Raw genomic sequence first — 24,821 nt, 5'->3', positions numbered from 1 at the left:
AGGCAATGGGCTCGGATGAGTCAGAGCAACAGACAGATTCTGACCAGCATTGACAATTTCTGGTACAATGCCTATGATTATGAAGTTGAACAAGTAAATAAACGTTAACAGCGATCGAAAAGGGTCATCGTGGTCATGGTCAGCGAACTGGGGATAGTGAAAGCTCAGTCATGGTTGCGATAGATTGGCATTTCGGGAGTTAACACCAACTAAGCTGCCTGATTTAATTCGGGAAGTAGGGTGGAACCGCGTAATTAATTCACGTCCCTACATCGACACATTTTGTGCTGATGGAGGGGCGTTTTTATTTTGAAGGGAGATCGTCATGGAAATTAAAAAAGATGAAAAACTTTCCGTGCAACAAATCATTTTGACTTTGCAGCAATATTGGGCTGCGCAAGGCTGCATGTTGATGCAGGCCTACGATACTGAAAAAGGGGCTGGTACGATGAGCCCTTACACATTTTTGCGGGCGATTGGACCAGAACCATGGAACGCCGCTTATGTGGAACCAAGTCGCCGGCCAGCAGATGGTCGATACGGTGAAAACCCTAACCGTTTATACCAGCATCACCAATTTCAAGTATTGATGAAACCAGCTCCCGAGAACATGCAGGAACTGTATTTGAACAGTTTGCGTGAACTTGGCATCGATCCTCTTGAACATGATATTCGTTTTGTTGAAGATAACTGGGAAAACCCGTCCATGGGTTGTGCCGGTGTTGGTTGGGAAGTTTGGCTTGACGGGATGGAGATCACCCAGTTTACTTATTTCCAAATCGTTGGTGGTCAGGAAATGAATCCAGTAGCCGCTGAAGTAACGTATGGTTTGGAACGACTTTCTTCGTATATTCAGGACGTAAACTCCGTGTTCGATTTGGAATGGAGCGATGGCGTACTGTATGGTGACATTTTTAAAGAACCAGAGTACGAGCACAGTAAGTATTTCTTTGAAGAAAGTAACCAAGATATGCTCTTGCATATGTTTGATGATTTCGAACGTGAAGCGAAAGCTAACCTGAGTAAGGGGCTTGTTCACCCAGCGTACGATTATATTTTGAAATGTTCACACACCTTCAACTTACTTGATGCCCGCGGTGCAGTTTCCGTAACTGAACGGGCAGGCTATCTAAGTCGTATTCGGAAGATGGCTCACAGTGTTGCCGTAGCCTTTATCAATGCACGTGCCAAACGTGGTTTTCCATTGATCAAAGACGACAAAGAGCGTGAGGCTGTCCTTGCCGATTGGCGAAAAAAGGAAGAAAAGAAAGCTGCTCGGGCGGCTAAGAAGAACGCAAAGGAGGCCAAATAATGGCACATCAATTTTTACTTGAAATTGGGTTGGAGGAAATTCCTGCTCACGTGGTGACACCAAGTATTGATCAATTGGTTGAACGCACAAAAAACTATTTGGCCGAACAACGGATTACGTTTGACAGCATCAAACCATTTTCCACACCACGGCGGTTAGCGTTACTGATTTCTGGTCTGGCTGATAAGCAACCAGATGTTGAAGAAGAAGTTAAGGGCCCCGCTAAACGGATTGCGCAGGATAAAGACGGCAACTGGACAAAAGCGGCTCAAGGTTTTGCTCGTGGACAAGGTGCCAGTGTTGATGACATCATTTTTAAAGAATTAAAGGGTGAACAGTACGTTTACGTTCAAAAGCACGAAACTGGGCAGCCCGTGAGTGAGGTTTTGACGGGCATGAAGGATGTCATCATGACGATGACGTTCCCAACCATGATGAAGTGGGGTAGCTACAAGTTTCAATACATTCGCCCAATTCGTTGGTTGATTGCATTGCTGGACGATGAGGTTTTGCCATTCAGTATTCTCGACATCAGCACAGGCCGAACTAGTCAAGGTCATCGTTTCCTTGGGCACGAGGTGGAAATTAAGCATCCGGCAGATTATGAAGAAGCCCTGACAAGTCAGTTTGTTATCGCGGATGCTGCCAAACGTAAAGCTAGGATCCGTCAACAAATTCAAGCGCTGGCAACCGAACATAACTGGACGATTGATATTGATGAGGACTTACTGGAAGAAGTTAATAATCTAGTTGAATGGCCAACGGCGTTTGCCGGTCACTTTGATGCTAAATACCTCACAATCCCCGATGAGGTTTTGATTACTTCAATGAAGGATCATCAACGTTTCTTCTACGTGCGTGATGAGGCTGGTAAGTTGCTGCCAAACTTTGTTTCCGTGCGTAATGGGAACGATCAGCACTTGGATAACGTGATTGCTGGGAATGAAAAAGTGCTAACTGCTCGTTTGGAAGATGCGATGTTCTTCTATGAGGAAGATCAAAAACACGATATCGACTTTTATGTGAATAAACTGAAGTCGGTTAGTTTCCACGACAAGATCGGTTCCATGACTGAACACATGAAACGGACTGGCATTATTGCCAATTTGATTGGTCAACGTGTTGGTCTTAGCGAAACTGAGTTAGCTGATCTACAGCGTGCAAGTGAAATTTACAAGTTTGACTTGGTAACTGGTATGGTGGGCGAATTTGCCGAGTTGCAGGGTGTTATGGGCGAAAAGTATGCCTTATTGTTCGGCGAGAAACCGGCAGTTGCACAAGCTATTCGTGAACACTACATGCCTGTTTCAGCCGACGGTAGCTTGCCACAATCAAACGTTGGCGCGGCTTTGGCAATCGCGGACAAGTACGATAGTATCACCGCGTTCTTTGCAGCTGACATGATTCCTAATGGTTCTAACGATCCGTATGCTTTACGGCGTCAGGCGTTTGGTATCGTGCGGATTTTGCGCGATCGGAAATGGCACTTGCCATTGTTGAAGATGGGGCAAGACTTTGAAATTGCTCTTTCCAATAAGCACGTTGAATTCAACCCAGAGTTGACAGCTAACTTAGCTGCTAGCCGCCAACGGATTCAGGAATTCATGAACGACCGGGTTCGTCAATGGTTTGCTAGCCAGCATGTTCGTCATGATATTGTGGATGCTGTTACGAGCGCTGACACTACAGATGTTGTGAACATGTTGGATGATGCGGCCGCATTAGTGGCGCACGTGGATGATAGCAACTTCAAGGATGCCATTGAAGCATTAACGCGGGTTGCTCGATTAACGAAGGCAGATTTGTTGGATGCACCATCACTGCCTGTTGATCCTAAATTGTTTGAAAACGATGCAGAACAAAAACTGTATGACGGTGTTAATGACGTTAAGGCTCATTTCGATGACCGGACACCAGAACAAAACTACCAAGCATTGGCCGACTTGCAGCCAGTTATCGATGCCTACTTTGAAGCCAATATGGTTATGGATGATAACGAAGCCATTCGGCGTAACCGTTTGAATCAACTTGCTCAGCTTACGAAACTTACCATTCACCTTGGTGATCTTAAGCAATTGATCGTTAAATAGGTACAGTGCGGATGTCTACGCTTCCGGTTGTCCACATTGATACGCTCGCCGTGGGACCGGATCGAGCCTTCCGAAGACCGGAGTCTCTCACCTCGCCGCCAAGCCTCGTGAGACCCCGAGTCTCGGCGACCGTCCGTGATGTAAATTCGAGAAAACCATTCGAATTAACGTCACTTTCACGGCTCGGTATCAATGTTGACGCCCTCCAGCTCACATAGCGAGCGACAGATGCTGGCAAAGTATACCTGTGGCACTCACGATAGTTCTAACCACTTGAATGGAAAGAGTGAAGGCGAGCAGAGACAAAGTTTCGTGTCGGCAACACTTAATGGGGTGGGTTTACCCATTTAGTGTTGCGGGATGACTTATGAGACGTGGGCTTCGGCTCATAATCAAGGTTGAAAACCGTGTTTTGTGCGGGTTGAGACCGGTCCCACGGAAACGGCGTCTCTGGTCGACGTAACGGCATTCAGCACATTGACTTATAGAGTTAGCTGTTGTGGATAATTTGAATAGTAGTTGATTGAACCGGAAAGGAATCGTCCTGTCAATCGGCTGCTATTTTTATTTAGTACGCTATTCGCGCTATACTAAACGTGAAAAAATATTTAATTTGAAACCGTTCGATTGCGGTTTGGGAGTGGTAAACAATGGCATTACAGCTGAAACGAATTTACGAAGCACCAGCTGCCAGCGATGGGCAACGAATCTTTGTCGACCGTTTGTGGGCGCGTGGCATCAGTAAGGAACGGGCGGCATTAACCGACTGGGACAAGGAGATTGCGCCATCCGCGGAATTGCGCAAACAGTTTGGTCACGATCCTAAAAAGTTTCCAACTTTTAAACATGAATATGAACAAGAACTGGCGGCTAATAAGATGACGAAGGCCTTTATTGAAAAGATTCGGTCAGGTTTATCAGCGGGCAACGTGACGTTATTGTTTGGTGCTAAGGATGAGGAGCATAATAATGCCGTTGTTCTCAAAGAATTCATCGAGGCGCGCTTGACAAAATAATTTAATAACCGGGCACTAAAATACACGAATTCAAATACTGTACATTGCTGGCAAAGCGTGTATAATACTCATTGTGTGTAATTGGGCTCAATTTTAGTCGCATTTTTTGTCTCGCGAAACTTAACGTTCACGATGTCGGAAGGTGCGTCTTTTTACGCTCAATAGGCCAGGCTTCAGCACTGGAGGTGATGTTGTGGCAAGGAGAATTCCAGAGGATGTCATCGAAAACGTTCGTAGTTCAGTGAATATTGCGGACGTAGTAGGTCAGTATGTACAGTTAAAGAAATCCGGTAAAAATTTGTTTGGCTTGTGTCCGTTTCATGAAGAAAAGACACCGTCATTTTCAGTTAACGAAGAAAAACAAATTTTCCACTGCTTTAGTTGTGGCCGTGGCGGTAACGTGTTTAAGTTCTTAATGGAACTGAATAACATCAGTTTTCCAGAAGCAGTCATTCAAGTAGCTGATGACGCCAACATCACCATTGCTGACGAGTATAAGCAGACTGAAAGCAGCCCAGTTAACTCTGAGTTTGGCCAGTTAATTGGTTTATACGAGGATGCTGCTATGCTTTATCACCATGTGTTAATGAACACACAGGTTGGTGAAGAGGCGCTGGATTATTTGCATAAACGTGGACTGGACGATGATACGATTAACACGTTTGACATTGGCTTCGCACCTGCTGAAGGACTATTAAAACCCTTCTTTGAAGAGCGAAACGTTGATTATCAAACATTGCGTAGTTCCGGATTGTTCATTGAGAACCAAGACGGGCAGTTGCGTGATCGTTTTAGTAACCGAGTGATGTTTACGATCCGTAATGCTAGTGGCAAGGTGATTGCTTTTTCCGGTCGTTTGTTGCATAAGGATCCAGATGCGCCGAAATATTTGAATAGTCCAGAAACGAAGATCTTCCATAAAAGTGATACGCTGTTTAATTTTGACCTAGCTCGTCGTGAGATTCGTAAGGCGGATGCTGTAATTTTGTTTGAAGGTTTTATGGATGTTATTGCAGCTTATTCTGCCGGAGTAAAGAACGGTATTGCTTCCATGGGAACAAGTTTAACCACTGATCAGATTGGTATTTTGCAGCGTGTGACTAACACCTTGTATGTTTCGTATGATGGTGATGATGCAGGTCAAAACGCAACTCACCGGGCGCTGTCGCTAATTAGTGGTCAAAGCAATATGGATTTGGGTGTTGTGCAAATGCCTGAAGGCCTGGATCCAGACGAATACTTGCGAAAGTATGATGCTGAACACTTTCGGGCGGTGTACGAAGGTGCCAAGGAAACGCCCGTTGGCTTTGCGTTACGCTATTTAGCGCGTGGACGCAATCTTGATAATCAAAGTGATCAGTTGACTTACCTGAATGAAGTGTTGAAGATTGTCGCTGGTGTCCACTCGCCAGTTGAGCAGGATTTATATCTGAATCAACTGGTGGATCGCTTTGGTGTTGATAAGGCTAGTTTAAAAGAGCAACTGGCTGACATTCGTCAAACACAGACGTCAACCGTTGTTCCTGGCGAACAGCCGGCCACACCGTTGCCGAGTACGTCGACACCAGTGAAGCAGCTAGTGCGTGAGCCGGCGCACTTAGATCGCATTGAACGTGCAGAACGATTATTGTTGCATCGCATGTTAATTGATCAGAGCGTTTGGCTACACGTCACGGCTAATCAGGATTTTCATTTTGTCCATGACCAGTATCAAACATTGTTTTTAATGGCTCAGGGATTCAAACAAACGCACGCTGATGTTCAAATTGCGGCATTCTTGGATTACGTCAACGATGATGAGTTACAACATACATTGATTGATATCACAGAGCAGCCCAATGTTGACCGGGATGATATGACCGATGTGAATGATTGTATGCACATCATCATGAATCAAGCGCCTATTGAGGAGCAGATTCGGCAGAAGAACATTGCCATGATTGAGGCCAAGCGATTGAATAATCATGACCTCCAAAATCAGCTAACCTTGGAATTAGTTAATTTGTACAAGCAAAAGCAGGCGATGAAAAATGCTTGATAATTCTATTAATCGGTGTAAACTTATTTATTTGTCGGATTGTGAATACTAAGGGGGACCTTGCATGTCTGAAAAGAAAACAACATCTACAAAAGATTTTGATGAAAAGAAGTACAAAACAGCAGTTAACGCATTAATTAAGAACCGTAAGAAGGCTAAAGAAGTCCGTTATGATGAATTACAAACGGAACTGGTTAAGCCATTTGCGTTGGACGCCGACAAAATTGATGATTTAATGCAAAAAGTTGAGGATGCTGGTATCAGCATCGTTGATGAAAATGGTGACCCCTCTGAACATGCCTTAAAGAACAAAAAGAGTAGTGTTACGACTAAGGAATTAAAGGCTAGTGATGCAGCACCATCCGGAGTTAAAATCAATGATCCGGTACGGATGTACCTGAAGGAAATTGGTCGTGTTTCTCTGTTATCTGCCGATGAAGAAGTTGCTTTGGCCCTGCGAATTGAACAAGGTGATGAATCAGCTAAGCAAGAATTAGCTGAAGCTAACTTACGGTTGGTCGTCTCAATTGCTAAGCGATACGTTGGCCGTGGGATGCAGTTCCTTGATTTGATTCAAGAAGGTAATATGGGACTGATGAAGGCCGTTGAAAAGTTTGATTACCGCAAAGGATTTAAATTTTCAACGTATGCCACTTGGTGGATTCGTCAGGCCATTACCCGTGCGATTGCTGACCAGGCACGGACAATTCGGATTCCCGTTCACATGGTTGAAACAATCAACAAATTGATTCGGATTCAACGTCAATTACTTCAAGACTTAGGTCGTGAACCAATTCCTGAAGAAATTGGTGCTGAAATGGATATGCCAACGGAAAAAGTTCGTGAAATCTTGAAGATTGCGCAAGAACCTGTTTCTTTGGAAACACCAATTGGTGAAGAGGATGACTCTCATTTAGGTGACTTCATTGAAGACCAGGATGCAACTTCGCCAGCTGACCACGCAGCTTATGAACTGCTGAAGGAACAGTTGGAGAGCGTTTTGGATACGTTAACTGACCGTGAGGAAAATGTGCTTCGTTTACGTTTCGGTTTGGACGATGGCCGGACCCGGACTTTGGAAGAAGTTGGTAAGGTCTTTGGCGTTACGCGTGAACGAATTCGTCAAATTGAAGCAAAAGCATTACGTAAGTTACGCCACCCAAGTCGTTCCAAACAATTGAAAGATTTCTTGGAATAGCCGAGGAGTCTCTAGGGCTTGCTGATTGTAGTGTGTCCGTTTGAAATAACTAGAATTTAATTAGCTTTATATGGCATTCATGGTCAATTCTTGAATTGATGATGGATGCTTTTTTTATAGCGACGTTTGAAAAAGAGCCAGTAAACCATTTGACGACAAAGTTCTGTAAAAATTCTGCAACTGGCGCGATGTGATTGGTATACTGTTAATAAAGATGGAGAGTGTACCGGCGATGATTGTTATGTCGCAAGTTGCTTTTTGTTCTAGTAATCGGTGCACAAGAGGAGGATACATGGACGCGGATCACTTATCAAAACGATTAGCTGCTGTGGCAGCATATGTGCCTGCCAATTCACGCATGGCGGATATCGGCTCGGATCATGCTTATTTACCAGTTTATTTGGCTAAACGCCAACGAATTTCGTATGCGGTGGCCGGAGAGGTTGTTGATGGACCGTTTGAAAATGCTAAAACGGAGATTGCCAACCAGAATTTAACCGAGTGTATTGATGCTCGTCTGGGAGACGGGGTAACGGTGCTTAAACCTGACGATAACATTGATACCATTGTTATTGCAGGAATGGGTGGCACATTGATCAGTGACATTCTGGAACGTGGTTGGCAACAATTGACTGGCAATGAATTACTTGTGTTACAACCAAACGTCGGTGAATATCATTTACGTAAATGGCTGGCTACTCATGCTTATCAAATCACGGCTGAGCGGATTTTAAAAGATGATGGGCACATTTATGAAATCATGGTGGCCCATAAGGTCAAGGAGCCGTTTTCACTCAGTGAACTGGATGCACGCTTTGGCCACTTTTTACTTGCTAATCCCAATGACGCGTTTGTTGAAAAATGGCAACATGAGCAGCAGCGGAACGCACACGTATTAGCAGCACTAAATCATGCGGCAAACGTACCCGTTGCTAAACAACAGGAATTGCAACGTGAACAGCAACTAATTGAGGAGGTCCTACAAGATGCAAGCACAAACCTTAATTGATCAATTCGAAAAGTTTGTGCCACTTCGTTATCGCGAAGCCGGTGATCCGACCGGTTTTCAAATCGGCAGTCGCCAGGCAGAAATTCATAAGGTTTTGGTAACTTTAGATGTTCGACCAGAAGTTGTTGATGAAGCAATTGCCGAACATGCTGATTTTATTTTTGCCCATCATCCAGTCATGTTTCGCCCGGCTAAAAATCTTGATTTTGATGCAGACCCACAATTGGCAATGTACGGGAAGATTGTTGCTAATCACATTACTGTGTATGCTGCTCATACCAATTTGGATAACGCTCCAGGTGGCATGAATGACTGGCTTGCTGACCAACTGCAATTGGAACATGTTCAATCTTGGCTGCCCAATCCTGATGCGCAAGAAGTATCCATGGGCCGGGTCGGTAAGCTGTCAGAACCGATGTCAATGCAAGCATTCGCGGAGTATTGCAAAACACAATTTAAAATCGGTGGGTTGCGGTTGATTTCACATGAGCCAACCAAACAAGTCAGCAAAGTTGCCATTTTAGGTGGTGACGGTGGCAAATTCTTCCGTGAAGCACAGGCAACGGGGGCCGATGTCTATGTTACGGGCGATGTTTATTACCATACCGGGCATGACATGTTGGCATCCGGTTTGTCTGTTGTGGATCCAGGACACCACATTGAAGCTGTTTGCATCCCCAAGTTGGCTTCTATGTTCCGTCAGTGGTCTACACAATATCAATGGCATCTCGATGTTTTAGAATCAAAACCTAATACGGATCCCTTTACTTTTGTGTAAGCGCGCCGAATCAGGTAGACTTGTTTTGAGTATGTTTGAACTTTATTTTAAAAAATAGGAGCGTGACAGTTGTGGCACAATATGAAACCTTGCTTTCGCGGTTTATCGGTTATGTAAAGGTCAATACACGATCAGATCCAGATTCAACAACCATTCCATCTTCGCCTCGTGAAGCAGACTTTTTAAAGTCAATTGCTGAGGAACTAACTGAACTTGGGCTATCGGATATCAAAACTGATCCTAACAGTGGTTATGTAACTGCTGTTCTGCCAGCCAATGATGATGGCAAAACAGCACCAATTGGCTTTTTAGCGCATATTGATACAGCGGATTTTAATGCGGACAACATTACACCCAACATTGTTAAGAACTATGACGGTAAGTCAGACATTAAACTTAGCGACGATGGCCAGTGGACATTAAAACCTAGCGAATTTCCAGCATTGCACAATTACACCGGTGACACATTAATTACAACTGACGGTACAACACTTTTGGGTGCCGACGATAAAGCTGGTGTGGCTGAAATTATGACGGCCATGGAGTACTTGCTTAATCATCCAGACGTTAAACATGGTGAAATTCATGTTGGTTTTGGTCCAGATGAAGAAATCGGTACTGGTGCGGATCACTTTGATGCTAAGGGTTTCGGCGTTAAGTATGCTTACACGGTTGATGGCGGTCCATTAGGTGAATTGGAATACGAGACTTTTAATGCCGCACAGGCAGTCGTAACCATTCAAGGCAAAGATGTTCACACGGCCACTGCTAAAGGTGTTATGCAAAACGCACTGCAAATTGGGATTGATTTCCATAATCAATTACCTGCAAGTGACCGTCCAGAAAATACTGAGGGTCGGGAAGGCTTCTTCCACTTGTACAAAATGACAGGGACCGTTGATCAAGCCCAGTTAACTTACATTATTCGGGATCACGATCGTCAGAAGTTTGAAGACCGTAAACAACAAGTGCGGGATATTGCTGATAAGCTCAATGCTACTTTAGATGAACCACGAGTGAAGTTGGTATTGACGGACCAGTATTACAACATGCGTGAAGTACTTGAAAAGGACATGACCCCAGTTGAATTGGCTAAAAAGGCCATGACTGAGTTAGATATCGAACCTGTCATTTATCCGGTTCGCGGTGGGACGGATGGTTCCAAGATTTCGTTCATGGGTGTACCAACGCCGAACCTGTTTGCTGGCGGTGAGAACATGCACAGCCGTTATGAATATGTTTCGCTTCAGACTATGGAACGTGCTGTTGATGTGATCTTGAAGATTACGGAACTCAATCGGCAAGCTTAAGAAGTGGTAATCACTGTTTACAACGCAAAATAAAAAACGACCTTAACAGAAACATCTGTTAGGATCGTTTTTTATTATCTGTCGTGAGCAATGCTAGTTAGCAATCCGCGACAACAATTATGATTGACTTGCTTCATCAGCATTAGCCGCTGGTTTGTCGGCCATCATGTGTGTTGCGACTGAAGTCACAAGGCAGACGACGGCGGCAACGATGCCAATTTCAAAACTGCTATATTGCAACAATTCTAGTTGCCCACCAATATAGCCAATGACCTCGCCCCAGATGAAGCCCCAAAAGATTACAGTTAAGTAACGCATATTGTGACCACCTTTCGTATCAATAGTAGTTTAACACTCTGACTACTGATTTCAATAAACTTTCATTCGCGAATACGGATAATTTTGGCTGGTTTTGTTATAATATGAAAGACGAACAAACGTTTGAATATGTAATCTTATCGATTATTCAATGAAAGGGGGATGCTTGTGTCTTCTGAGACTGAAATTGATGCAGCAACGGTACCGTCATCTGGCGAAATAAATGGTCTCGTACCATTATCTGTTATCAGTAGTTATAGTCTATTGCAAAGCCCAACAAGAGTCACAGAGCTCGTGCAAACTGCAAAGCAGCGAGGGTATCAGGCGGTTGCACTGACTGATATTAATGTGTTGTATGGCGTTGTTGACTTTTTTAATGCTGCCCGACAAGCTGGCATCAAACCATTAATCGGTCTGACCATCGAACTAGCCAGTGAGGTAACTGAGCCAACGGACAATGACCAGGCGATGCCATCAACAAAACATAATGATCTGCCAACATTCCCGCTAACTTTGATTGCTAAAAATGAGCATGGCTATCAAAATCTAATTCAAATTTCGTCAGCAAAGATGACCCGCGAAGAACGCGATCCATTAAAAGTTGTTGATATCAGTGATTGGTTGTCGGATTTGGTCATCGTTAATGGATTACAAAGTGAAGTTGGCCGACTAGCCAGTACGGGACAACAAAACGTAGCGGCTCAACTCATGACGCGGTTGCAAAAGATTGCCAATGATACGGTATACCTTGGTGTGAGTGATCAACAATCAAGAGCGACGATCGACACGCTTCAACAATTTGCAGATCAGAACCATTGTCGATTGGTGGCCGTCAACGACGTTCGCTATTTGAACCCCGATGATAGTTTTAAGGCTAGTGTGATGACGTCGATTAGTAGTGGCGAACAAATCACTAATTTAGGAGCTGTAAGTCAACAGACAGGCCCATGGTATCTTCGTGAGGCGGTTCCGCTGGCTAATCACTATCATGAATTGGGTCTGGATGAGGCCGTCCGGGAAACGGGGCACATTGCTAACATCGCAACGGTTGACTTTACGTTTCAAGCCCCACAATTACCACATTTCAAGACGCCCAGTCATGAACCGGCGGCAGATTATTTGCGACAATTGTGTGCCGCAGGCTTGACCAAACGTTTAGGCGAAGGCAATCCCCTGGCGGAGCGGTATCAACAACGATTGACTCATGAGTTAACTGTTATTCATCAATTAGGCTTTGACGATTATTTCCTGATTGTTTGGGACGTGATGAACTATGCTCATGAACATCACATTACTACCGGTCCAGGACGTGGCTCGGCGGCTGGATCCCTGGTTGCTTATGTACTCGCTATTACAGAAGTTGACCCGTTAACATACGACTTACTGTTTGAACGATTTTTAAATGATCAACGGGCCCAAATGCCCGATATTGATCTGGACATTCCAGACGACAAACGTGACGAACTGTTATTGTATGTGCGCGATCGATATGGCGCTGATAAAGTTGGCCAGATCATTACGTTTGGAACCCTCGGTGCTAAGCAGGTTATTCGTGACGTTGGCCGTGTATTTGGTTTGTCCACGTTTCAAATGGCTGAATGGAGCCGAACGATTCCTGGTGGATTAGGTGTGACGTTGGCTAGTGCCCAACGTGATTCACAACCCCTGCGCAATCTAATTGCGGACAGTGGCGTCAACTCTTTACTGTTTGAAACAGCCATGGCGTTGGAAGGGTTGCCGCGACATACATCAACGCATGCTGCCGGTGTTGTCTTAAGTGATCAGCCATTAACAGATATTGTCCCGGTTCAATCAGGCTCTGAAGGTCTGCTCGTAGCCCAATTTCCTAAAAACACCGTTGAAGCGCTAGGGCTGCTTAAGATGGATTTTCTTGGACTCCGCAATTTAACCATTTTAGCGAATACATTAGCAGAGATCGAAACGACAAATGGCAAGAAGCTTCAAGTTAATGATATTCCGTTAAATGACAGTGATACATTGGCCTTGTTTCAAAAAGGTGATACCAATGGCGTATTTCAATTTGAATCGAGCGGCATTAAAAATGTTTTGCGTCAATTACATCCAGAAACTTTTGAATTGGTAGTTGCGGTTAATGCACTTTATCGGCCAGGACCGATGGAAAATATCGATCACTTCATTGCCCGCAAAAAGGGCAAGGAGCCAGTCACGTATCCAGCACAAGCATTAGAGCCAATTTTGGGACCGACATTTGGCATCATTGTTTATCAAGAGCAGGTCATGCGAGTCGCCTCAGTTATGGGCGGTTTCTCATTGGGTAAGGCCGATATTCTTCGCCGTGCCATGAGTAAAAAAGATCATCATAAGATTGACGCACTTCGTACCGAGTTTATTGAGGGTGCGGTGGCTAATAAATTTACGCAAGCCGTTGCTGTTCAGGTCTATGACTATATTGAAAATTTTGCATCTTATGGTTTTAACCGATCACATGCCGTTGCCTACAGCAAAATGGCGTTTGAACTCGCTTATCTAAAAGTGCATCATCCGGGTGCCTTTTTTACAGCACTACTTAATTCTGTGCTGGGCAATCCAACAAAAACGAAATTGTATTTGTTAGAGGCAAAACAGCATGGCGTCAATGTAGCGGCGCCCAACGTTAACGTTAGTCAGGCGGGATTCTCACTGGTAAACGGACAAATTGTGTTTGGACTTAGTGACATTAAAGGTGTGCGTGGAGACTTTGTTGCCAATATCTTGGCTTTGCGGCAAAAAAATGGTGCATTTAAAGACTTAGAAACATTTGTCAACGCGATTGAACCACAGTTTCGGAAAACGGATGTTTTAACAGCCATGATCTATGCTGGCAGTTTTGACAGTTTTGGCTTAAACCGAGCTGAATTGTTGGATCTGCTGCCACGTGTGATTTCCGGTGCTCAGGTCAGCATCGATCTATTTGAATCAAACTTGGGGCTTAAACCCAAGGTTGAGCATCGCCATGATTTATCTTTGAAGGAAAAATTAAGTCATGAGGCCGAAGTACTTGGTGCTTATGTATCAGGACACCCGGTAGAACAATATACAGGGCTCAGCCAGCAACTAAATGCAACGCCAATTGTCGATGTAGCGGTCGGGCAAGTGGCAACCGTTATTCTATACACTAGTCGGATCCGTGAAATAAGAACTAAAAAGGGTGACCGAATGGCATTTGTCAGCGGAAACGATCCATCTGGTGAATTGTCGATTACTGTCTTTCCACGACTTTATAAAGAAGTTAGCGAATGGTTGGCGCCAGAACAGGTCGTCGTTGTTACCGGTAAAATTGATACGGGTCGCCAGCTGGAAATCGTGGCAGATCGACTTCAATTGGCCAAAACAGTTCAGGAACAAGGTGTGCATCAGCAATCGCGTCAAAATACGCAACTGAATGGTGGATCCAATACGCGGTCGAATAAGCCTGCTCAAGCGACAACAAGACCGCATGTGTCAGAGCCAGCCACGCCAATCGGCACTTGGTATTTACAACTGACCGAAGCAAACATCACTGGTGGTGCGGAGAATGCCTTTCGACAGCAAATGGGCAGTCTCCGCGGGAATAACCCAGTAATTTTGCATAATCAAGTTGATAACCGGACGGTTAAGTTGGCTTCCGCATTTAATTTAGCGGCCACGGCACAGGTTCGCAATCAATTGATTGGCATTTTTGGTGAGGGTAATGTTGTTTTTCGACGAAATCAGACATAAACGTTTAAACTGTCTTCAACAAAATGAAAAACCGGTGTGGGTTTTCATGAATATTTATGAAAACTCATGAAAAGGGCGACAACGACATTTTAAAAGTGTTAAACTAATATCGTATTTAAGGGAACAATAACGTTCTCAAAAAAGCCACTCTGTGGCACAAACTCAAAGGGAGAGATTTTTGTTATGAAAAAAACTAAAATCGTTAGCACGCTTGGACCAGCCAGCTCAGACGTTGATACGATCGTTAAGCTGATTGAAGCAGGCGCCAACGTTTTCCGTTTTAACTTTTCTCACGGAGATCATGAAGAACACCTTGGTCGTTTAAACAACGTCCATGAAGCTGAAAAGATTACTGGCAAGACTGTTGGTATCATGCTTGATACTAAGGGTGCTGAAATCCGGACAACGGTTCAAAAAGATGGCAAGATCGAATACAAGACTGGTGACAAGGTTCGCATCTCAATGGACGACTCCATTGAAGGTACACACGACAAGATTGCCGTTACCTACCCTGGCTTATATGATGATGTTCATGTTGGTGGTCACGTTCTGTTTGACGATGGTTTGATCGACATGAAGATTGACGAAAAAGACGATGCTAACAAAGAATTAGTAACCACTGTTCAAAACAATGGGATGCTTGGTTCTCGTAAAGGTGTTAACGCACCTGGTGTTTCCATCAACTTGCCTGGGATCACTGAAAAGGATTCATCAGACATTCGTTTTGGTTTGGATCATGAAATCAACTTCATCGCCGCTTCATTCGTACGTAAAGCGCAAGATGTTTTGGACATTCGTGCTCTGCTTGAAGAAAAGAACATGCAACATGTTCAAATCTTCCCTAAGATTGAATCTCAAGAAGGTATCGACAACTTCGACGAAATTCTTGAAGTTTCAGATGGTTTGATGGTTGCCCGTGGTGACATGGGTGTTGAAATTCCTGCCGAAAATGTGCCATTGGTACAGAAGGAATTGATCCGTCGTTGTAACGAATTGGGCAAGCCAGTTATCACTGCTACCCAAATGTTGGACTCAATGCAAGAAAACCCACGTCCTACACGTGCTGAAGCATCTGACGTTGCTAACGCCGTATTTGATGGCACTGACGCAACCATGTTATCTGGTGAATCTGCTAACGGTGACTACCCAGTAGAATCTGTTGCAACGATGAACCGGATCGACATCAAGGCTGAAAATGACTTGAGTGTTGATGGACACGCTGTTCACAATTTCGATACTTCAGATGTTACAGAAGCCGTTGCTGCTGCTGTTGCCCGTACTGCAAGTAACTTGCACGTTAAGACAATCGTTGCTGCTACTGCTTCAGGTCACACTGCACGGATGATCAGTAAGTACCGTCCAAACGCCGACATTCTTGCCGTTACGTTTGACGAACGCACTCAACGCGGTTTGATGATCAACTGGGGTGTTTACCCAGTTATCGACACTGCCCCAGCAAGCACTGATGACATGTTCGCATTAGCTAAGAAACGTGTTGTTGAAGAAGGCTTAGCTGAAAAGGGTGACACGATTTTAGTTACTGCCGGTGTACCAGTTGGTACAAAGGGTACAACTAACATCATGCGTGTTATGCGGATCGACTAATTTTAAAAAGTATTCGTTTAAGGCTGCTGACGTTTGTCGGCGGCCTTTTTCTTTCTTAAATTGACGGGTCTTTATAGGCGGATGTCGCTTGCAATCAAGCTTTCTGCTATAATAGACAAAATGAAATTACTGATTTGGAGGCAGCTATGCACGATTTATTAGGCCGTGTGATTGAAACAAAGGTCACTGATCAAAACGAAGATTATTACATTGTTCAATGTGAGGGATTTTCGTTTCAATTTGATAAAAAAGAAGCAGACCATAAACTGGGAATAGGTGCTCAGGTTACTGGATTTGCTTACGAAAATGAAGATCATGATTATCAGATCTCAACGACGATTCCAAAGTCCCAGGTTGGGCACTATGCGTTTGGGACAGTTGTTCGGTCCGCACACGGCCTAGGCGTGTTTGTGGATGTTGGATTGCCCAACAAAGATTTTGTCGTTTCGGTGGACGAATTACCAACGATTGACGGATTGATGCCTCAAAAAGGTGATCGTTTGATGGTTAGCCTTGTTGTCGATGCGAAAAACCGTTTGTGGGCGCATTTAGCTGATTCTGAAATTTTTACTGCTATCAGTCGCCGGGCGACAACTGCAGACAGAAATCATGATTTAACAGCAACAGTATACCGATTAAAACTAGCTGGGACTTTAGTTATAACTGACGATTATTATCTTGGGTTTGTTCATCCTTCTGAGCGTGATCATGAACCACGACTAGGGGAACAAGTACACGGCCGTGTTATTGGTGTGCGTCCTGATGGTGGACTGAACATTTCATTAAAGCCGCGAGCTTATCAGGCAATTAGTGAAGATGCTGCGCAGCTGTTGGCAACGCTTGGACATGAAGCGAGTCATACGTTGCCGTTTACAGATAAAAGTAATCCTGATGCCATCAAGGCGTATTTCGGGATTAGTAAGGGGCAGTTTAAGCGAGCAGTGGGTCATTTACTCAAAGCCCGTTACATTGAACAGAGTGCAGATGGCATTACGTTAACGGAGACCGGTGTTAAAGCAGCAAATGAACAGTGAAAATAAGATTCCAACTTCGATTGTGGATCCGATGGACGACTATTTGACCTATATTAAGGTCGAGCGTGGTTTGTCCAAGAATAGCATCATCAGTTACAAACAGGATATTCAGGCATTTAGCCAGTTTATTGCGGGTCAAGGACTTACTAGCCTTAAACAGGTGGATCGTTACGTGATCCTGAATTACCTGCAAATTGAAGATCAAGCGCACAAAGCCCGTAACACGGTCATCCACAGTGTTTCAAGCCTACGGAAATACTTTTTGTTTTTGACGAGGGACGGGTACGTTGACGAAAATCCAATGTTGAAAATTGATTCACCAAAACGCGCTCGACATTTACCACAAGTTTTGACGGTTGAGGAAGTCGACCGATTATTAGCTGTTCCAGATGTCAGCAAACCACTGGGGATTCGTGATCGTACCTTACTCGAAGTCATGTACGCAACTGGCATGCGAGTCAGTGAAGTGGTTAATTTGACTGGAAACAATTTACATTTAGATCTCGGCTTCATTCAAACTGTTGGTAAGGGCGATAAGGAACGTATCATTCCAATTGGTGATCTTGCGACAGAGTGGCTAACATCGTATATGAACACCGTGCGCCCACAATTGGTCCATGGGCAACCAACAACAGCGATTTTTGTTAATGCTCACGGTCGACAACTTACGCGTCAAGGCGTATGGAAAAACCTAAAAGCGATGGTTAAAAGCGCTGGAATCAAGAAAGATGTGACACCGCATACGTTGCGCCATTCGTTTGCTACACATATTTTGGAAAATGGCGCTGATTTAAGGGTGGTTCAGGAACTGCTGGGCCATGCGGATATTTCAACAACGCAGATTTACACTCATATTTCTAAGCAACGATTAACAGAAGTTTATAAAAAGGCCCATCCGCGAGCATAAGTCAGTTGATAGCAGAATAAAGGAATGTTGGAAAGGAGACGAAGTCAATGCTAGTTAAATACCGTGATGATTATGAAAAAACAACCATGGGCTTACTGTCTTTCTTGCCTGACTTTCACAATATGAAGCATCTAAAAGCAGAGATGGATTGGTATACTGACGGCAGTGGTCGACAAATGTACCTATGGCGAAACAATCATAATCAATTTACTGGTGTCGTGGGCTTTGAATTAGAAGATCAGTTTGTGCTTATCCGATTACTTGTTCTTTCACCTCAAGAACGTAATGATAGTACGAGAAAGGCTATTTTAGATGCCGTAGCAGAATTATTCCCTGAAAAGCGGGTGATGGGCACTATTGCCACTACGCCAATGATTATGCGGTGGAGGAATATTGATGGGCATTAATGCGACAGACACTCGTAAGACATGGCCTGGTCAACGTGCTCATGATCGGGAGGCACAAGTCAATTTAGCACTAGCAAACCAGCCGACGATTAAAATTGCTGACTTTGAAGGACCGTTAGATTTATTATTGCACCTGATTCGCAGCTCAGAGATGGATATTTATGACATTCAAATTTCAGCGATTACGTCGCAATATTTAAAACATTTGCATCAGATGCAAAATATGAAGTTGGATGTAGCAGGCGAATACTTTGTCATGGCGGCGACGCTCATGACGATTAAAAGTAGAATGCTATTGCCTCGGGCGGCTGACGAAGATGAGGATGCTACCGACGATTCGGATCCGCGGTCGGAATTAGTCACGCAATTGCTGGAGTATCGTCGTTATCAACAGGCAGCTGATGAATTGCGTGACAAAGAGCAAGATCGTAAACAACAATTTACTCGCGCTGCGAGCGGTGTGCCAGCGGATGTCCAATTGGGTTCTTTGGTTCCAGGTATTACGGTGGCTGATTTGCAGGCTGCTTTTAAGCATATGTTGGCACAACGACAAATTGCCAAACCTGTTTCTCGAACGGTGTCTGGCGACCAATTTACTATTCGCGAACAGATGCGGGTGATGTTAAATAAATTAGATCGTAAGCGGCCGACCGCTTTTGAGGACTTGTTTTCTGAACAACCGCAAACTGATGAACTTGTGACAACCTTTTTGGCCATGTTGGAACTAGCAAAAATGAATGCTGTCCGGTTCGACCAAAGTGTTGTTAATGGTCCGATTCAGGTTTTTGCCGGTGAACGGAGCAAGGATGATCTAGATAAAGAAGTATTAACGCCATTTGAGGATGAAAAAGAGTCATGACAAATATCGAACAAATTGAAGGACTTCTGTTTATTGCCGGTGACGAAGGCATTTCAGTTGCAGAAATGTCCCATGCAACAGGATTTATGCGCGCGGCAATCAACACGATATTGGATCAGATTGCCAAACGTCATGAAGAAAGTGTGGATGATCCACTCTGTTTGCTAGACAACGATGGTATCTACCGACTGGCTACGAAGAAGGAATTAGCGGGTGTAATTAAACGTTATTTTGAGGCACCGCTAGCGACTAATTTATCGCAAGCCTCATTGGAAGTTCTTGCCATCACTGCTTATCGTCAGCCAGTAACGCGAATCGATATTGATGAGATTCGTGGTGTGTCTAGCACAGCAACGCTGCAAAAATTAGTGCTTCGCAATCTTGTGGAAGCCCACGGGCGCAAAGATGAGCCAGGTCGACCAATTTTATATCGAACAACGAATTATTTTTTAGACTATTTTGGTCTAAATGACATTAGTCAATTGCCACCGTTACCGCAAGCAGAAACGTTAGACGAGGCTCAGGCAGAAACAGGTGATTTGTTCCTGGCGGCTTTTCAAGATCAATTGGCTGGTACAACAGAAGACAAAGAAAAACATGAGGATTAATAATGGCAGAAAGATTACAAAAAGTTATGGCTCGGGCCGGCGTTGCATCGCGGCGTAAGTCTGAAACGCTAATTTCGACAGGACATGTCCAAGTTAATGGGACGGTCATTCGGGAACTAGGCACAAAGGTGACTGCGGATGATGCCATTCAAGTAGATGGTGTTGCGATTCAGCAAGAACAGTTTGTGTACTATTTGTTGTACAAACCGCGCAGTGTTGTATCTACTGCCCACGATGATAAGGGACGTCGAACAGTAGTTGATTTACTGGACGATATTGATGAGCGGATTTATCCGGTTGGCCGTTTGGACTACGATACGTCCGGATTGCTGTTAATGACCAATGACGGTGAACTGGCTAATCAGTTAATGCACCCTAAGTTTAAGGTTGATAAAACGTATGTGGCTAAAGTAAAGGGTGTGCCGACAAACGACGCTTTGGAGAAACTGCGCCATGGTCTTGTTGTTGATGGGCATAAGACATCGCCAGCTAAAAGCAAGCTGATTAGTGTAGATCACCGTAAAAACACGGCCATTGTTCAATTAACAATCCATGAGGGACATAATCATCAAGTTAAAAACATGCTGACCGCGGTTGGCTTTCCAGTAGAAAAGTTGCGACGCGATAGTTATGGTCCTTTGACTCTTGATGGCCTGACTTCTGGTGATTACCGTGAACTGAAATCTGTCGAACTCGAGGCATTACGTGAATCGATTTCAAACAAAAAAGGTTTTCGTCGCTAATCTTTTGTCACATAATTGTCTACCATAAGGAAGATTATGTTGACCATTTTTGGTTATGTGTTAAACTTCACTTGTAAGCAATTACAAATAGAATACTTGGTTCGTCTTCAGGGCAGGGTGAAATTCCCGACCGGCGGTGATAGCCCGCAACTCTCCATCTGATGGGGATTGATATTGGTGAAATTCCAAGGCCGACAGTAAAGTCTGGTATAAAGAAGATTGGCAATTATGAGTCTTATTTTGGTGGATTCAATATGTCTGATCGTGTTCCCTTGAAGGAATATGATGAGGCTTTTTTATTGCCATGCCAAAGAAGATGACCCATCTAAAATGGCACTTAAGGTGAAAAACTGTGACAGTTTCATCGAGGGTGTTTAAGGAGGAGTTTCAGATGGGCAGTACAGCATTACGTCGGATGATCAGCGTAGCCGTGTTAGGCGCAGTTGCAGCGGTCATCATGTTTTTAGAGTTTCCGATTTTACCGGGAGCAACATTTATGAAGCTGGATCTCAGTTTGCTAATTATTTTGCTGGGAACAGTAATTTATGGGTTGGGCGATGGTGCATTGATTGCGCTAATCGCTGTGGTCTTGCATTTATTACTAAAGGGCATCAATCCTTTTAGCTTAATTGGTGATACGATTGCCTTTGTAGCTAATATGGCGTACGTGATTCCGATTTATTGGCTGTTAACACGGTCAGACCGGAAGACCGGCTTTAAATTGTCAGTTGGTATTTCACTGAGTACAGTGCTACTGACAATTATTATGGCATTGCTCAACGCGTTTTTAATGTTTCCGCTATACATGAAGGTTGGTGGCCTACCGCAATCGACAAACATTCCAGCATTGATCTGGACCGTGGTGGTGCCATTCAATCTAATTAAGGGCGTTATTATTGGTATTGCGTTTTGGATTGTTTATTGGCGGATGGCGCCATGGCTAAACCGACAGCATCGTGCCATTAATAATAAATAGTGAATTGAATAAATGAAGCTTGTGACATAAGTTTATTGAGGACGAATAATGTGAGCAAAATCTCGCTCCGAAGTCCTGAGAACGCCGCTTAACCTAAAACTGACCCATTCCCAAAGTTCGGGAATAGGTCAGTTTTCGTTAATGCTCGTTCTCAAATCGGACTTATGTCACAGTTCCTTTCTGTCACTAGTAGTGGGCGGTCTTGTGTTAAACTGACATCACAACATTGTAGGAGGGGTTGGCGTGAATCCAGAACTTTTAATCCGTTTATTATCGGCTTCGCAACCACGACGCCCCAAAGTTATTTTTAATTGTTTGACCGGCAAACGAACGGTGTCAGTGCTCTATTGGGCGCTTCGCTATGATTTGTTGTCATGGCTGAGTGTACTGCCATCGTTACAGTGGGATACTTTTAACGGAGCAGTAAATAAGTTAGTGCGGGAAAAACGAGTGACAGTTCAGTCGGACGGCCAGTTATTGAGCAATGAGGCGCTGGAAAATCATGAACTATCAGAACTCTTTCCCATAAAACAACGACAAATGTACCGTGTTATGCACGTGAAAATCGTGACTGAAACTACTTTATTAGGTATGCAGGCCCTGTCGCATACCATTCATCACGATATGGGCTATTTTCCTGTTAGTGTTAGTGAACGAGCAAGAGTACAAGTGCGGCGCTGGTTCAGAAGCAGTTCATTTGATGAAAATCATTTATGTGAATTAATACAGGCCTTAAATCACTGGTTGGAGACGCTTCCGCCGCGCAACGCAGATGTTTTTTTGAGCCAATTGGCCGGTGAAAAGCATCCAGGATACACTGTTCAACAGCTTTCACAAGCCTTGAACTTGCCGACATGGCAAATTGATTTAATTCAAGCAGCCAACCTAGCTGCATTTGCACAGTTTTGCCAGGCTGATACGCATGGTTGGCGTAATTTATTAAGTCCTTTTATGGATCAGGCATTATCACGACCAGTGAAGCAAACACTTACCGTCGTTCAGCAAGGGACAACAAGGGCCACGATAGCTCAGCAACGAGGATTGAAACCTAGCACAATTAATGAACATTTATTAACTGCTGCGATTTTATTGCCGTTGGATCAATTTCCATATGAAAAATGCGTTGACGAGGCTACTCGTGAAAGTATCGAAAAACGACAGCCAGCCAATATTGATAATTGGCAAGGTACATTAGATGCCACGCCGGATCAGTTTTTTCAGTATCGAATGACACAAATTTGGGAGACAAAGCAAAAATGAGTCGTGAACCGCAGAAAATTGACAATGATATCAAATTACCACGTCATGTTAGACCAGATGATCCACGTTTAAAATTATCAGAGACTGCCGTTGATTTAGCGCGTGATCGACAAGCTGTATTGCATACTCATTTTGGCCTTAAGAAGTTTCGACCTGGACAGGCAGAAGCCATTGACAGTTTGCAACAAGGACGAAATGTCCTAGCCATTCTACCGACCGGAAGTGGCAAAACATTAATTTATGAACTGACAACTTATTTGATAAACCGTCCGTGTTTAATTGTGTCGCCACTGTTATCGTTGATGCAAGATCAAGTGGGACGACTGAATCAGCGCGGTGAACGGCGGGCAGTGGCACTAAACTCCTTGCTTACCAAGCCGGAAAAAGACAGCATCTTAAGTAGACTACAACAATACCGATTTATTTTTATCTCACCAGAGATGCTTCAAAATGAGGGTGTAATGACGGCAGTTCGGCATTGCAATATTGGTCTGCTCGTTATTGATGAGGCTCATTGCATCTCGACTTGGGGGCCAGACTTTCGACCTGCCTATTTGAGCTTGGGCGATGTTCGTAGTCAATTGGACAATCCGTTAACATGTGCGTTGACAGCCACTGCTGATGCGCATGTTCAAGCCGATATTTTGACACAGCTACATTTAAGATCAAGCGCTGAAAGAAATTCGTCGATGAATACCGTTACCGATGATCAACAGAACGTTCAAGTCATCAGACAGTCGGTAAATCGTCCCAACATTTTTCTAGTGATGCGTTCAGTTACTTCGCGAAAGGAGAAGGCTACCGAACTTATGGGCCTGATGGCAGAGATTGTTAAGCCTGGAATTATTTATTTTTCAAGTAAGGCACAAGCGGATGAATGGGCGCAACGGTTAAACGATGCTGGTTATCCCGCAGCCAGCTACCATGCCGGCTTAGATGCGCAAACGCGATATACGGTACAACAACAATTTATGGCAGACCAATTGCAAATTGTTTGTGCAACGAGTGCGTTTGGAATGGGCATTGATAAAGATAACATTCGTTTTGTCATTCACTATCATTTACCAAGCAACTTAAATGATTACGTACAAGAAATTGGACGAGCCGGTCGTGATGGGCAACAAAGTATTGCAATCTGTCTCATTGCGCCTGGTGACGAACAATTACCGGCTGATTTGGCAACGCTTCCGCTGCCAAATGATCATCAAGTCAGAACCTTTTATGAGACCAAACGGCCAACGCTACAAACGGATATGGATCAATTACTTGACTATTACAAAAAGCATCATTTTAGCGAACAACAACTGATAGATCGGTTCAGCGCGCTTCGTCAAGAGCGGCAACTTGCATTGCGCAAATTCATTAACTTTACGCGATCTCCTGATTGTTTGCGAAAAAAATTATTGACTGACTTTAATGAATCTTCAGTCCCACATGACCACAATTGCTGTGCGCCTATTGGAACGGAATTTTCATTGTCAAAATTGGGATTGGCACAGGATCAGCATGAATTGAAAACGACAATGAAAATTCCTGGCTGGCGTCAGCAATTTGAGGCACTTTTTAGCGAAAACTTTACTAATTCCAATGTTTGAATATGCTAGTATGTTAGACAGTGATAGGAAACAGGGAG

The 24,821-nt window shown here is 44.0% G+C and carries 19 protein-coding genes, 1 pseudogene and 1 riboswitch; of the genes and pseudogenes, 19 read left to right on the top strand and 1 reads right to left on the bottom strand.

The window, feature by feature from the left end; genetic code table 11:
- The first annotated feature begins 325 nt into the window (after positions 1-325).
- The 8 genes from glyQ (at position 326) to pepT (ending at position 10,751) form a co-directional block, all read left to right on the top strand.
- Positions 326-1,312: a glycine--tRNA ligase subunit alpha gene (gene glyQ, locus LROSL1_RS07115; RefSeq protein WP_178914188.1), complete on the top strand. Its 987-nt coding sequence runs from the start codon at positions 326-328 to the stop codon at positions 1,310-1,312.
- Entirely contained in the window at positions 1,312-3,402 is a 2,091-nt protein-coding gene (glyS, locus tag LROSL1_RS07110; protein WP_178914187.1) for a glycine--tRNA ligase subunit beta, read from the top strand. The genes glyQ and glyS overlap by 1 nt, the downstream gene beginning before the upstream one ends.
- Before the next feature lie 650 nt (positions 3,403-4,052).
- The gene (locus tag LROSL1_RS07105) at positions 4,053-4,418 is read left to right on the top strand and encodes a DUF488 domain-containing protein (protein WP_017261943.1); all 366 of its coding nucleotides are present in this window, start codon (positions 4,053-4,055) and stop codon (positions 4,416-4,418) included.
- A gap of 193 nt (positions 4,419-4,611) precedes the next feature.
- Positions 4,612-6,456 carry a DNA primase gene (gene dnaG / locus LROSL1_RS07100; protein ID WP_178914186.1) on the top strand — a complete coding sequence of 615 codons (1,845 nt, stop codon included), beginning with the start codon at positions 4,612-4,614 and terminating at the stop codon, positions 6,454-6,456.
- Positions 6,457-6,520: 64 nt separating this feature from the next.
- Positions 6,521-7,654, top strand: a complete 1,134-nt coding sequence (rpoD, locus tag LROSL1_RS07095) for an RNA polymerase sigma factor RpoD (protein ID WP_161003136.1) — start codon at positions 6,521-6,523, stop codon at positions 7,652-7,654.
- A 292-nt stretch (positions 7,655-7,946) separates the two neighbouring features.
- Positions 7,947-8,663, top strand: a complete 717-nt coding sequence (locus tag LROSL1_RS07090) for a tRNA (adenine(22)-N(1))-methyltransferase (protein ID WP_178914185.1) — start codon at positions 7,947-7,949, stop codon at positions 8,661-8,663.
- A complete protein-coding gene (locus LROSL1_RS07085; protein ID WP_178914184.1) occupies positions 8,641-9,441 on the top strand; it encodes a Nif3-like dinuclear metal center hexameric protein in 801 nt (266 codons plus the stop codon). The genes LROSL1_RS07090 and LROSL1_RS07085 overlap by 23 nt, the downstream gene beginning before the upstream one ends.
- Before the next feature lie 71 nt (positions 9,442-9,512).
- On the top strand, positions 9,513-10,751 hold the full coding sequence (gene pepT, locus LROSL1_RS07080; protein ID WP_178914183.1) for a peptidase T: 1,239 nt from the start codon (positions 9,513-9,515) through the stop codon (positions 10,749-10,751).
- 117 nt (positions 10,752-10,868) lie between these two features.
- On the opposite strand, the gene LROSL1_RS07075 is transcribed toward pepT, so the two are convergent.
- Positions 10,869-11,069: a YjzD family protein gene (locus LROSL1_RS07075; protein WP_178914182.1), complete on the bottom strand. Its 201-nt coding sequence runs from the start codon at positions 11,067-11,069 to the stop codon at positions 10,869-10,871.
- A 168-nt stretch (positions 11,070-11,237) separates the two neighbouring features.
- On the opposite strand from LROSL1_RS07075, the gene dnaE reads away from it, so the two are divergent.
- The 11 genes and pseudogenes from dnaE to LROSL1_RS07020 all read left to right on the top strand — a co-directional run bounded on the left by dnaE (position 11,238) and on the right by LROSL1_RS07020 (position 24,783).
- Entirely contained in the window at positions 11,238-14,789 is a 3,552-nt protein-coding gene (gene dnaE, locus LROSL1_RS07070) for a DNA polymerase III subunit alpha (protein ID WP_178914181.1), read from the top strand.
- A 183-nt stretch (positions 14,790-14,972) separates the two neighbouring features.
- Positions 14,973-16,388, top strand: a pseudogene (gene pyk, locus LROSL1_RS07065) (pyruvate kinase); the annotation flags it as partial.
- Positions 16,389-16,540: 152 nt separating this feature from the next.
- Complete coding sequence (locus LROSL1_RS07060) at positions 16,541-17,428, top strand: CvfB family protein (protein ID WP_017261934.1); 888 nt, start codon at positions 16,541-16,543, stop codon at positions 17,426-17,428.
- Positions 17,418-18,335 (top strand): site-specific tyrosine recombinase XerD, encoded by a 918-nt coding sequence (xerD, locus tag LROSL1_RS07055; protein ID WP_178914180.1) that lies wholly within the window; start codon positions 17,418-17,420, stop codon positions 18,333-18,335. The genes LROSL1_RS07060 and xerD overlap by 11 nt, the downstream gene beginning before the upstream one ends.
- A 47-nt stretch (positions 18,336-18,382) precedes the next feature.
- Positions 18,383-18,742 (top strand): hypothetical protein, encoded by a 360-nt coding sequence (locus LROSL1_RS07050; protein ID WP_017261932.1) that lies wholly within the window; start codon positions 18,383-18,385, stop codon positions 18,740-18,742.
- Entirely contained in the window at positions 18,732-19,601 is an 870-nt protein-coding gene (locus LROSL1_RS07045) for a segregation and condensation protein A (RefSeq protein WP_178914179.1), read from the top strand. Before LROSL1_RS07050 ends, LROSL1_RS07045 begins: the two co-directional genes overlap by 11 nt.
- Complete coding sequence (gene scpB / locus LROSL1_RS07040) at positions 19,598-20,209, top strand: SMC-Scp complex subunit ScpB (RefSeq protein WP_017261930.1); 612 nt, start codon at positions 19,598-19,600, stop codon at positions 20,207-20,209. Before LROSL1_RS07045 ends, scpB begins: the two co-directional genes overlap by 4 nt.
- 2 nt (positions 20,210-20,211) lie before the next feature.
- Entirely contained in the window at positions 20,212-20,952 is a 741-nt protein-coding gene (locus LROSL1_RS07035; protein WP_161001260.1) for a pseudouridine synthase, read from the top strand.
- A 99-nt stretch (positions 20,953-21,051) separates the two neighbouring features.
- A riboswitch (FMN riboswitch) is annotated at positions 21,052-21,176 on the top strand.
- Between the two features lie 167 nt (positions 21,177-21,343).
- On the top strand, positions 21,344-21,928 hold the full coding sequence (locus LROSL1_RS07030; RefSeq protein WP_178914178.1) for an ECF transporter S component: 585 nt from the start codon (positions 21,344-21,346) through the stop codon (positions 21,926-21,928).
- A gap of 243 nt (positions 21,929-22,171) precedes the next feature.
- Positions 22,172-23,188, top strand: coding sequence for a helix-turn-helix domain-containing protein (locus LROSL1_RS07025; RefSeq protein WP_178914177.1), 1,017 nt, complete (start codon positions 22,172-22,174; stop codon positions 23,186-23,188).
- Positions 23,185-24,783, top strand: coding sequence for a RecQ family ATP-dependent DNA helicase (locus LROSL1_RS07020; protein ID WP_178914176.1), 1,599 nt, complete (start codon positions 23,185-23,187; stop codon positions 24,781-24,783). The genes LROSL1_RS07025 and LROSL1_RS07020 overlap by 4 nt, the downstream gene beginning before the upstream one ends.
- The last annotated feature ends 38 nt before the right edge of the window (positions 24,784-24,821 follow it).

This window comes from Furfurilactobacillus rossiae (assembly GCF_013394005.1).
In the GTDB taxonomy this organism is placed as follows: Bacteria; Bacillota; Bacilli; order Lactobacillales; family Lactobacillaceae; genus Furfurilactobacillus; species Furfurilactobacillus rossiae.
Note: the sequence above shows the minus strand (reverse complement) of the source record. Positions and strands in the feature narration are given on the sequence as shown.